11 protein-coding genes are annotated in these 13,406 nt (G+C 32.6%); 3 read left to right on the forward strand and 8 right to left on the reverse strand.

Annotated elements, in window-relative coordinates; translation table 11 throughout:
* Positions 1-19: 19 nt before the first annotated feature.
* The 4 genes from C1X07_RS19180 to C1X07_RS19195 all read right to left on the reverse strand — a co-directional run bounded on the left by C1X07_RS19180 (position 20) and on the right by C1X07_RS19195 (position 5,545).
* Positions 20-454, reverse strand: a complete 435-nt coding sequence (locus tag C1X07_RS19180; RefSeq protein ID WP_103071655.1) for a c-type cytochrome — start codon at positions 452-454, stop codon at positions 20-22.
* 131 nt (positions 455-585) lie between these two features.
* Positions 586-2,466 carry an anaerobic ribonucleoside-triphosphate reductase gene (gene nrdD, locus C1X07_RS19185; protein WP_103071656.1) on the reverse strand — a complete coding sequence of 627 codons (1,881 nt, stop codon included), beginning with the start codon at positions 2,464-2,466 and terminating at the stop codon, positions 586-588.
* A 5-nt stretch (positions 2,467-2,471) separates the two neighbouring features.
* On the reverse strand, positions 2,472-2,921 hold the full coding sequence (gene nrdG, locus C1X07_RS19190) for an anaerobic ribonucleoside-triphosphate reductase activating protein (RefSeq protein ID WP_103071657.1): 450 nt from the start codon (positions 2,919-2,921) through the stop codon (positions 2,472-2,474).
* A gap of 227 nt (positions 2,922-3,148) precedes the next feature.
* A complete protein-coding gene (locus tag C1X07_RS19195) occupies positions 3,149-5,545 on the reverse strand; it encodes a TonB-dependent receptor domain-containing protein (RefSeq protein WP_103071658.1) in 2,397 nt (798 codons plus the stop codon).
* A gap of 153 nt (positions 5,546-5,698) precedes the next feature.
* Between C1X07_RS19195 and C1X07_RS19200 the strand changes: the two genes are divergently transcribed.
* Together C1X07_RS19200 and C1X07_RS19205 are read left to right on the forward strand one after the other, a co-directional pair.
* Positions 5,699-7,378 (forward strand): histidine kinase, encoded by a 1,680-nt coding sequence (locus C1X07_RS19200; RefSeq protein WP_103071659.1) that lies wholly within the window; start codon positions 5,699-5,701, stop codon positions 7,376-7,378.
* 5 nt (positions 7,379-7,383) lie between these two features.
* A complete protein-coding gene (locus C1X07_RS19205; RefSeq protein ID WP_103071677.1) occupies positions 7,384-8,082 on the forward strand; it encodes a LytR/AlgR family response regulator transcription factor in 699 nt (232 codons plus the stop codon).
* A gap of 40 nt (positions 8,083-8,122) precedes the next feature.
* Here C1X07_RS19205 and C1X07_RS19210 read toward each other — a convergent pair whose 3' ends face one another.
* On the reverse strand, positions 8,123-8,851 hold the full coding sequence (locus C1X07_RS19210; protein WP_103071660.1) for a LexA family transcriptional regulator: 729 nt from the start codon (positions 8,849-8,851) through the stop codon (positions 8,123-8,125).
* A gap of 325 nt (positions 8,852-9,176) precedes the next feature.
* Between C1X07_RS19210 and C1X07_RS19215 the strand changes: the two genes are divergently transcribed.
* A complete protein-coding gene (locus C1X07_RS19215) occupies positions 9,177-9,449 on the forward strand; it encodes a hypothetical protein (RefSeq protein WP_103071661.1) in 273 nt (90 codons plus the stop codon).
* Between the two features lie 94 nt (positions 9,450-9,543).
* Here the strand turns inward: C1X07_RS19215 and C1X07_RS19220 are convergent, their stop codons facing one another.
* Genes C1X07_RS19220 through C1X07_RS19230 form a run of 3 tightly spaced genes read right to left on the reverse strand, consistent with a single transcriptional unit; the run spans position 9,544 to position 13,396 of the window.
* Positions 9,544-11,130, reverse strand: coding sequence for a solute:sodium symporter family transporter (locus C1X07_RS19220; protein ID WP_103071662.1), 1,587 nt, complete (start codon positions 11,128-11,130; stop codon positions 9,544-9,546).
* Positions 11,131-11,144: 14 nt separating this feature from the next.
* Positions 11,145-12,056 carry a hypothetical protein gene (locus C1X07_RS19225; RefSeq protein ID WP_103071663.1) on the reverse strand — a complete coding sequence of 304 codons (912 nt, stop codon included), beginning with the start codon at positions 12,054-12,056 and terminating at the stop codon, positions 11,145-11,147.
* On the reverse strand, positions 12,053-13,396 hold the full coding sequence (locus C1X07_RS19230) for a vanadium-dependent haloperoxidase (protein ID WP_394335674.1): 1,344 nt from the start codon (positions 13,394-13,396) through the stop codon (positions 12,053-12,055). Before C1X07_RS19230 ends, C1X07_RS19225 begins: the two co-directional genes overlap by 4 nt.
* Positions 13,397-13,406: the final 10 nt, after the last annotated feature.

Consider the following 13,406-nt stretch of genomic DNA (forward strand, 5'->3'; position numbering starts at 1 on the left):
TGTATGCTTTTTAAGTTAATTAGTTTTCGTCTTTCGCTAATGGAGACACTACTGTATCAAAACCATTAAGGTCGATATCGTCTATCCAATCAAAAAAAGCTATTAAATCATCTGCTTCCTCTTTAGAAAAACCATAGGCAACCATCTTTCTGCCATTTGGAGCCCAAGGCACAGGAGTCATTAAGACAGCTTTTACGTAGCCTTCTCCCCTTCGATCCAACACTTTGGTTAATTCTGGAGCGTAATAGCCTCCTTCTCCCAAAATTGTATGACACCCCATACAATTGTTTGTTTCCCATAGATGTTTACCACGAACCACTTGTTCTGTAATATTGGTATAGTTAGATTGATCTTGCTCCTCACTAAAGGAGTATATCGTTAATCCAATAAATGCCAGAAAAGTGACCAATGTTCCTCCCAAGAAGAAATTTCTCGCTTGTTTTTTAGATAACATAGTTGTATTAGTTTTAATTAATCATAAAAAGACCTTTTTATCTTTATTTAAACAAATATATAAGCACCACTTGCTATTATATATGATTTAAATCATGTTTTAGTTAATAATAGAGATTATTCTAAAGTAATTTATCCTCTTTTTAAGATTTTGCCTTTTATATTAACATCTATTTGACCTCTTCCTTGCGCATTTATCAAATCTTTAATTCTTTTATTTGCCAAGGCATGTTTAGATTGATCAATATGATAATGCCTAAATTGATGTTCTTGTTGTCTTCCTGAACTAAAACTAGATACTCTTTTTAAATATCCAATCACTCGAGTAGCGTAATCTATATTTTTTGATCCACACTTTGTACAGGTATGACTGGTTTTTTTATCAATATAGTCACACTCATTACATATGGTAATCCTAATATTAAAGCAAAAATAATTACATCCTGCATTTGCCGTAGCATGTATTAATTTTCTAAATCCTTCTTTATTTGGTGTTTCTTCCAGATTAAGATGTAAGGCAGACCCTCCGTCCAGATATTGTATAATTTCCTTACCATGAAGTAGTATTTTATCTAATGTATTTGTTTGTATATCCTCTACTGCATAAAAATAGGAGTTATAGCAATCCCTAGGCACATATAATCCGTCTTCTTTATCCCATTTTGCATTTTTTACACCCAGGTTTTCTGCAGGAACAAATTCTGTATTGAACATACATCCATATTCTTGTTTCCCTTTCTTATTTTCTTCATAAATTGCTTTTAAATATTTATTTACGAAACTCTTATACTTAGCATTATTTCCTACTTCGATACCCTTACTTTCTGCTGCTTCTACCATTCCATTGATTCCTACGGTTAGGAATTGTTTGTCTAAGGATATGAATCCAGCTTGATATACTGGTAATAGACCAGATGCATGATATTCTTCAATTAATTTTCTATAGGCTACCTGGTATTTGTGTATTTTTCTTACTTCTTCAATAATGTTTGCTCCTTTTTGGACTAGGCGATTCATATTAAGAGTAATTACATTAATAGAACCAGTTGCTACACCTCCCGCCCCAAGTGAATAACTAAAGGTATTATCACTAATTTCATTACGCAATCGACAACAAGATGCCAAACTATCTGCATTCTCAGATTGGTAGATAAAAAATGAATTACCCTCACTTAGTTCTTGCGCACACATTTCTGTAAATTCTGTATCTACAGGTTTACCATCTTTTACAAGCATTGCTGCTGTTACTACAGGAAATGTAAGTATCGCTTTGGTACGTTCTTCATTAAACCATTTCATAAAAAAAGTTTGTAATCTTTTTACGTTTTCCCATTGTGGTTTAGTCATATCCGGAAATACAAAATCGCCAAACATGCTTGTGAAATACGCTTCATCATATAAAGAGATATTCCAAAATACGGATTGATACCCTCTAGCTGCCGCTGGTTGATTAATTGCGTATACTACATGTTGCAAATGGTTCGCTATTAGTTTTTCATTGGTCTCTAGATAATTTACTCCGTAATCTTTGGTTGCAAAATGATCAAAGTACATCAGAAATTCTACTGTAGCCAGTGCTCCTGCAAATTGGGAGCTTACTGCAAAAACGAGATTTACAAACTCTCCGCAAAAACTCTCTAAATGTTGCGGAGCTTTACTTTCTCCTCCTAATTTGGTAAGTCCGTCAAACAAAAACGGGTACATACTTATAGATACACAATAGGGCTTAAGTGAGGTTTCGTCATGCACATATATTTCATGTTCTTCTATCTGTCTGGTATATTCATTGGCTAGATCTTCTCCAAAAAGCAGGGCTATTTTTCGTTTTACCAAAGCCCTGTTTACCTGAATATTGATATCCTTATTCAACTCTGCTTCCATTGTTGCAATATTTTTGGACGTTACATTGGCATTGGCATCAACTTTAGAACCGTCTGCTGCATTATTTGATTGTATGTAATCATCTATAAAATGAATTTTCTCCCTTACTTGTTCCTCTGTTAATCGTATCATGTGTTTTAATTTTTAATGAATAGATAATTTTGTATTGTATTCGTTCTTACTTCTATAAACTTTTGATTGGTTTTTTCGTTTTCCAGCCCGCCTAATGATTGGTCCCATTTTCCGGTTTTGACCCATGTAAGGTGCGTTATCAATTCTCTGGAGACATGATCTTCACCTGTATAAAGGCAAGTTTTATAATTTCTCTTTTTTGATAATTTCAGTAGTGCTACTAATTCTTCTTTATGCCATTCACCTCCCATAAAAAGTACACATGTTGCCAGATCAGCATATTGTTTGAGTATAGATTCGAACAAGGGTAGAGTAAGTAATGATCCACTGTTTTTTTTCCATAAAAAAGGAGAATGGCATCCTTTACACCTAAGTGTACATCCCGAAATAGAAAAACACAGGCTAATTTCTCCTGGAACCTCCTGAAAGACAACTTTAAAACTATGGTAATACATAAATTATTAACAATAAAAGACCTTTTAATCTTTTATAAAAATACTAAGTATCAGTTTTCCTTTAGAAAAATCAAAAATGAGTTATTAAATAGGTTATTAACAATCCTAAGAATGATCAGGATATAAATCCGTTTTCAATCAATTCCCCAAAAGAGGAAAGTCCGTCTTTTAGGGAATCATTACTTACTTCTGCTTAAAAAAGAGTTATTTTATTTGACCTATCACAACTAGTTTCTATTGCTCCTTTGTACTCGTCTATTTTTATGAACTGATTTTCCATTGAATTTATAAACAAAGCTTAATGACCATCTTGCTGCATTACGACTTCTTACCCCATTAACAAAAAAATCTGTTCCTCTTATCTCTTCTCGAGTTTTACGACTATCGAAAACATTGCTAACATTAAAAATCAAATCTCCTCGATTTTTAAACATTTTTTTACTTGCTCCTAGATTTAAATATGATATTGACTTTATCTTGGATTGGGCATTACCTCTCTTTGCACGATAATTAAATCTACTCTGTAAAGAAATACCATGCTTTAGTTTTACTTTAGTATTTAACGAGGTGTACCACGTATCATCAGAAAAATCAAGTGTTTGAGTTCCTACTTTTCCTTCCTGACTAAAATGATATGCATTAAAATCACCATTAATACTAAGCCATTTTATAGGTTTATACGAAGCAGAAAGCTCAAATCCGTATCTCTTTTCTATATCCAGATTGACAATGGTGCTAACAAATACACCTCTTTCATCCTGATTTGTATACCATTGCGTATCGTCGGTTGTGTAGGAATAGTATATACTTGGGGTTATTGTAAATTTTGCTTCTTTTTGCAATACTGACAATTCAACAATATCTGTAAATGCTGGTCTTAATTTTGGGTTTCCGAAAAACCGTACATTGAAATCTTCCAGTTCTGAGAATGGATTTAATTGCCATAACGATGGTCTGTTTATTCTTTTGCTATAACTAATCTGTACATCTGTTTTCTCCCCAACTGCATACCCTAAACTGGCTGTGGGAAACACATTAGTGTATGAATTAGTGTCATTAAAACTTCCTTCTTTATCTTTAATCTTAATATTTGTATCCTCTATTCGCATTCCTAACAAGTAACTAAACTTATTAATTTTGTTTCCATACTGGATATACCCTCCTATAATCTGCTCATCATACTTTAATTCATTATCCAAATTATCTAACAACTGATACATTCCATCTACAAGTTCATTAGCAATAAATCCATCTTTGACATGTCTATTTTCATATTTACCTCCTACCTCTAATTTTGAGTGTTTTGCAAAAGGTGTTATGTAGTCTGATTGTAGAACGATATCATTATTTTTGTTTGTAGATCTTGTTTGCAAGGTAGAAATTGGCGCTACAACAGGAGCCTCCTTTTTCGTTTGTATCTCCCATTTTTTCGTACTGTCCCAAAAATCATATTGCAAATCAAAGGTTAACTTTCTTCCTTCTTTGTCAAAAGTTTTAGTATAGTTCATCTCTAATTGGTTATAGGATCTATTTTCTTTTGAGCTAGCCTTAGTTACCAAAATACTATCCAAATCCATATTAGAAGAAGCATACTCATAGACAAGTCTCGTTTGGTCTGTATCTTCTGTTTGATTCCTATAAAAAGCAGCAGTAACTGAATTGTTTTTGTTTAGGTAATAATCTGCACCTATGTAAAAAAGTTGCCCGTCGTCATGTCTATCCTGATCTTCTCGTTGATTAAGGTGTACGTTTTCGTTATTTCTTGTTGATGTTTGCTCTTTTGTATATTCTCCTTCATAATCTGTATATCGTATTCCGGCATTGGCAAATAAGTTTAGTTTATCTGTCTTATAGCTAAAACTCCCGTATAATCTGTAATCATCAGGTATTCCCACAACGGTTCTTAATTGTCCCGTTAGCCCGCCTTTGGTATTTTTTTTCATAACAATATTAATGATTCCAGCCGCTCCAGAGGCATCATATCTTGCAGAAGGAGAAGTAATTACTTCTACCCGATCTACCTGATCCGAAGGTATTTGTTCTAAGGCTTGAAAAGAAGTTAAACCAGAGCGTCTACCATTAATCAAAATCGTAACATTTGTATTGCCTCGTAGTTGTACCGTACCTGAAGGATCGACTGATACAGAAGGCACATTACCTAATACATCTGTTACAGAGCCACTTTGCGACAATACATCTTTACCCACCTTGAATACCTTTTTATCCAATTTTAAAGATACCTGGGACACCTCACTAGTAATTTTCACCTCATCCAGAGAAACAGCTTTTTCTATTAAAGCAATAGGGCTTAATTTTAGTTTTTGTCTAATTTCTTTTATTTCTATAGCCTGAGAAAATGTTTCAAATCCATTGTACGTTATCTCTAATATATAGTTGCCAATAGGGATTTCCATCATATTGTAACTTCCTTCGTCATCGGTTATTACCCCTTCGACCAATTTTTTCGATCTATCTTTTAAAATCACTGATGCAAAAGGCAATGCTTTATTTGTAGATTTTTCAATTACTATTCCTGAAATTTCTGCTTTCCCTATTTTTGATTCCTGAGCCATTGTAAAAACACTCATAAATGCTACTACAATAACTATTAAATTATGCTTCATACTGTCGTTTTTTTTAATGATTAGGGTAAAACTCGGTTTCTATGATTATCTTTTCAAGGAATATTTTACCAACTGCTCTATATCCAGATGAACAACTCTACGAAGCCATATTTTTAAACTAATTTTATACTATGTTTTATACCAACACAAAAGATGGACTTTAAATCATTACATTTTTTCTTTGTAATAGTTACTGTTTTAATAACTACCTCTTGCGCTAAGAATACTAACTTTAGATCTTATAATCCCATCTATAAATTAGGAGATCACCCTGAATGGGCTGCCAAAGATTGGGATGATCGAGATTGGAGCAATAAAGTTTTTGTAGATGGTGGTGAAATTTTCTGGTCGAGAACCAAAGTAAACATTACCGAAACCCCAAAGCCGTTTGAGCCCTATGGTGTCTTTATAAATACATTTGGCGAATATGAAGTTTTTTGGGATGGAGTCCTTATTGGTAAAAATGGAAACCCAGGACAGGAAGCCGATCACGAGCCTTCTGGTGAATTATGGGCTACTTATCATATTCCTGAAGAACTGGCTACCAAAGGAACACATGTATTAGCGTTAAGAACCAGTTTATACTATTATCCTGACCATTCCCGAAAACTACGAATCATAGTAGATTACTATGATTATTTATTGAGAGATCCTCTTATTGACACTTCTTTTATGCATATGTTTGCGGGGGTCTTTTTAATAGCTTCTTTGTATTTCTTTTTTCTCTTCTTGAGTGATAAAAAAGAGTATCCAATTCTTATATTTAGCATTAGTTGCTTCCTCTTTTTTGCGCTTATTGTTATAGAATACATTAATCATTATATCTCTATTCATTATAGTCAACATCACTTTAGATTAGAGATTATAGGTAGTCTAACATTTTGTATAGCTATTTTAGTTCCTTTATATTTTTCATTGCAGTTTCCTTTCCCTAAGAAAAGAAGCATTATGATTGGGTATATAGGGGTTTTATTATTTGTCTTTTTAATTGTGCATGACAGGTATGATTTTACTGCATATAATATGGGAATGACTATGTGGTTTTTTTCGACTTCAATAGTCCTATATGGGGTTTATAAAAAAATAAAAGGAGCTATTATTGTGTTATTAGCATTGCTTTTATGCGCACTCATTAACGCACTTACTTATTATGATATTAGTTTATTTGCAGGCTTCGGAGTTATTCTTCTAGGGATGTTTTATATATTATCTGTAAGAACAAAAGAACAACGGATAGCTTATGAAAATTCTCTTGTTCAATCCACTCGCCTTCGATTAGAATTACTGAAAAAAAACATTCAGCCTCATTTTTTGATGAACACCTTGACTTCTCTAATAGATTGGGTTGAAGAATCCCCTCAAAAAGGAGTTTCATTTATTGAAGCTCTAGCCAAAGAATTTGATCTTTTTAACAAAATTGAAGACCAAACTCTTATCCCTATTACTCAAGAAATAGAACTATGCCGTACTCATCTTGACATAATGAAATATAGAAAAGAAGTTGATTATCTATGGGAAGAAGAAGGAATAGATTATAATCAAAAAATACCTCCTGCTATACTGCATACCCTATTAGAAAACGGAATAACCCATAGTATGCCACTTGATAACAACAGTATTCTGTTTAGGTTAATTTATGAAACTGGAAACACCTATAAGTGCTATACATTCTTAACAATTGCCAATGCGCGAAACAATACAACGAGGACAAAAGAAGGAACCGGAACCAAATACATAAAAGCGAGATTATCTGAAAGTTATGGATCTAAATGGGATTTTTCTTCTGAGACCACTTCTCTAGGTTGGAAAAATACAATAAAAATATACCTATAAGCATTATGAATATTTTAATTATTGAAGATGAATCTCGAATTGCCAAAAGAATAGAGAGAATGACCAGAGATTTTTTTGCGAATACTCTACTCTCTTTGCATCATGTAGAAGCATTATCTGATGCTTTAGAGTTTATTAAAAATAATTCTTTAGATATCGTACTACTTGATTTAAACCTAAATGGTGAAAATGGTTTTGATATTTTGAGTTCTGCTGTTTCAGAGTCGTTTCATACTATAATTATCTCGGCAAACAGTGATCAGGCAATCTCAGCTTTTGAATATGGAGTTATAGATTTTGTTCCTAAACCATTTAATAGAGAAAGAATAGAGCAAGCTTTTAACAGAGTATTATTAAAAGAAAAAACAGAAAGTCATAAAGTCAAACTTTTGGCTATAAAAAAAAGAAGCAGAATACAATTGATTCCTATAGAAGATGTTCTTTTTATTAAGGGAGCAGGGATGTATACCGAACTTTTTCTTACCAACGGAAAAAAAGAACTACACGATAAATCTCTTGAAAAATTAGAGCAACTACTGCCTCATACTTTTGAACGTATTCATAAATCATACATAGTAAAAATGTCTGAAGTAAAAGAGGTTATTGTAAAACCAGGAAGCAAGTATATTGCTGAACTAAAAAATGGAGAGTTTCTTCCGATTGGCAGAACTAAGTACAAAAACCTAAAAGCCAGATGGCTCTAGGAATCTACGTAGGGCTTCTTCCGTTAAAACAAAAGAGTTATTATCTTCTGTTTCTATGTCTTCTAACATCTACTACATTAAAAATTTTGGCTACATCTTTTAGATGTACTTCTGTATCTTCATAATACTCATTTAATGAATGTAGTGTTAGTATTCCTTTTTCTACATCATGTTTTACAATTCTTTTTAAAAGAATACCTTCTTCTTTATGAACTACTACAAAATCCCACTTATTGATATGCAGTTTACTACTCCAAAAATCTTGTCTTACCTCTCTGCAAAGGATAAGATCTCTTTCTAAGTAGCTCTCATAGCTACCATTATCCATTGAGTCTCCTTTAACTTCAAAAAACAGGTAGTTCCCTTTATATTGCCGATCTGCCAAATAAGGCATTTTAGGTAGTTCTCCTACATATCCATCGTTTTCAAACCCACTTAAATATCCTGCATATGCATATTGGTTAACTAAAGGAATCATCATCACATTAACCTTATCTGGATTGCTCTTCTCAATGTTACTATTTGGTTTAATATCCTGAATCATTTGAGTGGTTGCTCTATCTAGTTTAATATTTTGAACCAATGCTAATAATTCCAGAGGGGGTACTTTCAAAACATCCGATATTTTAAGAAAAGCTTCTAAGGTAATAGCCGTCTTCCCTTTCATGTAATTAAACAAGGTTCCTTTCTTAATACCTGTCTCTTCTATCAAGTCTTTAATCAGCTTGCCTTTTTCCTCTGCGATCTCTTTAATTTTTTGTAAATCCATACTAAAAGTTAAAATCTTAAACCCAATAATGTTAAGTTCTACAAATTATACTAAAGTTTAATATATTGACTCAATATTTTTGTTTTGTTCAATATTTTAAACTATATTTGTATTTATATATGCGAATATACAAAAAAATGAATTAAAATCTGATTTTCAGATAGAATACGATTAAAAACTTATAATATGGTAGTAAAAAACAACACAAAGGCGAGTTAAAGAGTTCAAAATTTTAAACTCAAAAATTAATTAATTCAAAAAAAGAGCACGTAAACATTCTATTCCCCGTATTTACCAACAATAATCATCAAAAGGAAAACAACTTATGGGTATTATTATCAGACAGATCGAAATCATAGAACGCATGGATCAACTCATTCGTTTACAAGCTACCGGATCTCCGGCAAAATTTGCATCTCGTTTAGGAATTTCAAAAACTAAATTATATCGTATTATAGATACAATGAAAAAACTAAATGCTCCAATAAAATATGATATTGCCATACAAAGTTTTGTCTATGCAGAAGATGTAGGTTTTAAATTTGGATTTTATACAATAGAGCAGAACACTAATACAATAAGCCCTATTGTAGGTTAAAGCAAGTACCATAAAAAACCATTATAAACTAACCTTTAACGTATTCTATTTTTCTAAATCCTTTATATCGAATTTGGGTTTTTATGACATTTACTTAGGAAAAGTAGAGGTAAACTCCTATTACAATACAACAAATTAAACCTCCACATAGGTTTACATATTTCCATGGAGCTATATCAACTTGTTCTGTATATTTTTGTTTATATTCTTTGGTTTTAGGGTAAAACTTCCCAATCCCAAGCATAATCATTATATTCAAAACAAAAAGTACTGCCATAACATGTAAAAAATGTGGGTAATCTTCAGTTCCTACAACAAATGGTTTAAGAATAAACTGACTGATTACATATAGTAGAGAGCCAGAAATAATCCCTATTTTTGCAGCAATGGCAGGTACTCGTTTTGTTAAATACCCTACTACAATTATCGTTAAAATTGGTATACTATAAATACCATTTGCTTCCTGTAAATATCCGAACAATCCATCTGTGGCATATACTAATAGTGGAGCAATGCACATCGATATTAACGCTAAAAATATTCCGAAGGTTTTTCCTGCTTTAACAATTCCTTTTTCATTTGCTTCTTTATCTATATACTCTTTATATATATCTATTCCGAATAAGGTAACCGAGCTATTTAATGCACTATTAAATGAACTTAAAATAGCACCAAACAATACTGCTGCAAAAAAGCCTACTAATGAAACTGGTAGTACTTTACTTACTAACATAGGATAAGCTTCGTCCGGGTTAGCTAACTCCCCCTTAAACATATGGAATGCAATGATTCCTGGTAATACTACAATAATTGGTCCCAATATTTTGATAAAAGACCCTAATAAAAGTCCTTTTTGACCTTCTTTTAGATTTTTTGCCCCTAATGCTCTTTGAATAATTGCTTGATTGGTTCCCCAATAAAACAATTGCACTAACATCATTCCTGTAAAAATAGTAGAAAATGGCACCGAAGCTTCTTTAGAACCAATGGCATTAAATTTATCTGGATGAGATTCAAATAATGTGTCAATTCCTGCTACCAAACTTCCATCTCCAATAGCGTACAATCCAAATACAGGAATCAATATTCCACCAATAAGTAATCCTACTGCATTTATGGTATCTGAAACAGCTACTGCCTTTAATCCTCCAAAAATAGCATAAATAGAGCCTATCCCTCCAATACCCCAAATGGTAATCCACAATGCTGTATTATCAGACACTCCTAAAAGTTCAGGGACTTCAAACATTGTATTTATAGCCAGTGCTCCAGAATATAAAACTGTTGGTAACAAAATGACTGCATACCCCGTTAAAAACAACCCCGAAGCAATTGCTTTGGTAGTAGTATCATATCTTCGTTGTAAAAATTGAGGGATGGTAGTTATTCCTCCTTTGAGATATCTTGGCAGTAAAAATATCGCTGTAATTACCATTGCAATTGCGGCCAATGTTTCCCAGACCATAACAAGAACTCCTTCTTTATATGCTGCTCCATTAAGTCCAACAATTTGCTCTGTTGATAGATTGGTTAATAATAGTGATCCTGCAATTACAGATGCCGTAAGACTACGTCCTCCTAAAAAGTACCCATCTGATGATTTTTCATTTACTTTTCTTGTAGATAAATATGATATTACACCAACCAATAGTGTAAAACCAATAAAAGATATCAAGCTCATTTTTACTGTTTATTTTAATTAATTTTCATAAATATTTCTGCTTTCCATTCTAAATCATTTCCTCCAACATGAGGGTTGTTATAAAACACCTCAACCAATGATGGTTTGATTTCTATGTTATTATTAATAGCATATTGATGCAAAGCATACCAAGAACGATCTGAAAAACTATAATTACCATAAAACACAGCTTTAATAGAAGGCTCCGACACTACTTTTTTGTATTTAATATCACTATATAAGGGAAAGTGATCCATTTTTGAGATAGGGAAACAAAAGCTAAATTGTAGTTTTTCATTTTCTATATCCCAATTTGATATTTCTATAAATGGATTAGCAACGAGCTTTATATTATGTTCTTTTAAAAAAGAGTTTATATATCCACTATTCCTTAACATATATGTTGCTTTTTCTTTTTGATCGCAAGCGATATTTACATAAGCAACATATGCTTCTGGACTGGCACTCTTTCCTTTGATTTTAACCTTAAACTCTTCTACATGTTTTATTAGACCATTATTAAAACTTATAAATTCTTTATGAATACGCTTTTCTAGCGGTGTACTAATTACTAATTTCTGTAATCGATTTCTTATGGCATTATTTGGATTCTTAACTCCTATTTTCACCTCAGTAAGAGAATCAGTGAGTGGTCTAATTTTCCATTCAAAAAACAGGGGTAATGAATCTAAGAAGGAAGTATGATGAATACTTGAGAATTTTTTATCACTAAGATGAATAGTTTTAACACCTTGTGTTGACTCTAAATCATTAGCCCACTTCATCACACTTGTATATACAACTCCTGGTGATGTATTTGCCTTGATCGTAATGGTGTAATCATACTCTTTAATATATAGAAACCATAAAAAATATACGCAGGCAGAAACTAGAAGAGTGGTTATTATTTTTCTTTTATTCTTCATTTTGATCTCTTCATTACCAATTTATTATTCATTTTTTTTCCAATTTGTATTCCTTGATTCAACCCAACTTCTACTGCCGCTCTATAATGAATCCCTCCATAAAGTCTGCTCATTGCTGCTTCTTGGGCTGCTTCTTTAAATGATGAAAATTGCCGAATTGGTAAACCGTATGGAATCTCGGTGTTATCATTAAAAGAAAAATTATCTCCAAAAATATTGGTCAAAACTTCTGCCGAAGCCCCAGAAACAACCGAATGCCCACTAACATATTCGGGAAACGGAGGAGTTTGCAAAATGGGTTTCCATTGCTCGTCAATATGTCTATTAATTAAGGTTTCTGGGCGCACCAAATTACTACGGTATTTTTCATCCCAACAACTAATAAAGGCATCGGCAATTGCTATAGAAACTTTGGTATATGCAAAAACAGTTTGGTTAAAATCAGCATTTTCTTTTCTTAACGCTATTTTGGTAATCCCCACCCAGTGAGCACCAGGAGTAATTTTTTTGGTAGCAAACATAAGATGTCCACGAGTAACAGACACATATGGATTGCAGTCCCAAAATTGTGCAATCTTAATTTTTTCGGACTCATCTCCTTCTTTAGACATTTCTGTACTAATATCATATACTTCTTGCAACTCTTTATAGAAAACACTTTCTTTATCTAAAGAAAAATCTGGAGGAGCTATTGGCTTAAACTCATCTGCAGATTCAAGAAAAAAAGGACGGATCTTATTCCAGTGTGGTTCTATCCCATCCATATATGCAGGAGGGGTAGGTTGCCATCTCTCTGGTGCATCATAATCTACAGAGTATTTGGGCATAGTTCTGGTCTGAGCATAGTTATCAGTACCGCTCCATTTATCAATATGTTCGACCACCTTTAATCCATATGCTTTAGAAACCAGATACTCTTCTTTATTTATTTGTTCCCAACTTGTATATACGCTATCTATAAATTCTTGCATCTTATTCTCTGAAAAAATCAATCTCTTGCTTAATTCAAAATGAGCAACCAATGAAGATAATCTATCATTAATTTCTTCATCCTTTCCAGGTTTAGGAATCTTTGTAAGACCATTCAGTTGTCCAGAAATCGAAGAAAGAGTACTGTCTTTTTGTGCCAGTATTTCATAGGCTGCAATATTAGGGTATGCATATATTCTACTTGCAACAGGGGGTGAAAAAATATCATGGATCATGATTTCTGTTACTTTATCAACAGATTTATGATAATTTTCTGCTGTAATTATAATAGGCTTAGTATGATCTGAACAAGAAATAAAAAGTACTAGCACCGGCATCCACATTCTCATTAATTTACCATTGTATTTCATATTGCTTTTA

This window comes from Aquimarina sediminis, from assembly GCF_002895435.1.
In the GTDB taxonomy this organism is placed as follows: domain Bacteria; phylum Bacteroidota; class Bacteroidia; order Flavobacteriales; family Flavobacteriaceae; genus Aquimarina; species Aquimarina sediminis.

What these genes read in the sequence shown, in the direction of transcription:
- C1X07_RS19180 (WP_103071655.1), bottom strand. Translation starts at nt 454, where the DNA reads ATGTTATCTAAAAAACAAGCGAGAAATTTCTTCTTGGGAGGAACATTG.
- nrdD (WP_103071656.1), bottom strand. Translation starts at nt 2,466, where the DNA reads ATGATACGATTAACAGAGGAACAAGTAAGGGAGAAAATTCATTTTATA.
- nrdG (WP_103071657.1), bottom strand. Translation starts at nt 2,921, where the DNA reads ATGTATTACCATAGTTTTAAAGTTGTCTTTCAGGAGGTTCCAGGAGAA.
- C1X07_RS19195 (WP_103071658.1), bottom strand. Translation starts at nt 5,545, where the DNA reads ATGAAGCATAATTTAATAGTTATTGTAGTAGCATTTATGAGTGTTTTT.
- C1X07_RS19200 (WP_103071659.1), top strand. Translation starts at nt 5,699, where the DNA reads ATGGACTTTAAATCATTACATTTTTTCTTTGTAATAGTTACTGTTTTA.
- C1X07_RS19205 (WP_103071677.1), top strand. Translation starts at nt 7,384, where the DNA reads ATGAATATTTTAATTATTGAAGATGAATCTCGAATTGCCAAAAGAATA.
- C1X07_RS19210 (WP_103071660.1), bottom strand. Translation starts at nt 8,851, where the DNA reads ATGGATTTACAAAAAATTAAAGAGATCGCAGAGGAAAAAGGCAAGCTG.
- C1X07_RS19215 (WP_103071661.1), top strand. Translation starts at nt 9,177, where the DNA reads ATGGGTATTATTATCAGACAGATCGAAATCATAGAACGCATGGATCAA.
- C1X07_RS19220 (WP_103071662.1), bottom strand. Translation starts at nt 11,130, where the DNA reads ATGAGCTTGATATCTTTTATTGGTTTTACACTATTGGTTGGTGTAATA.
- C1X07_RS19225 (WP_103071663.1), bottom strand. Translation starts at nt 12,056, where the DNA reads ATGAAGAATAAAAGAAAAATAATAACCACTCTTCTAGTTTCTGCCTGC.
- C1X07_RS19230 (WP_394335674.1), bottom strand. Translation starts at nt 13,396, where the DNA reads ATGAAATACAATGGTAAATTAATGAGAATGTGGATGCCGGTGCTAGTA.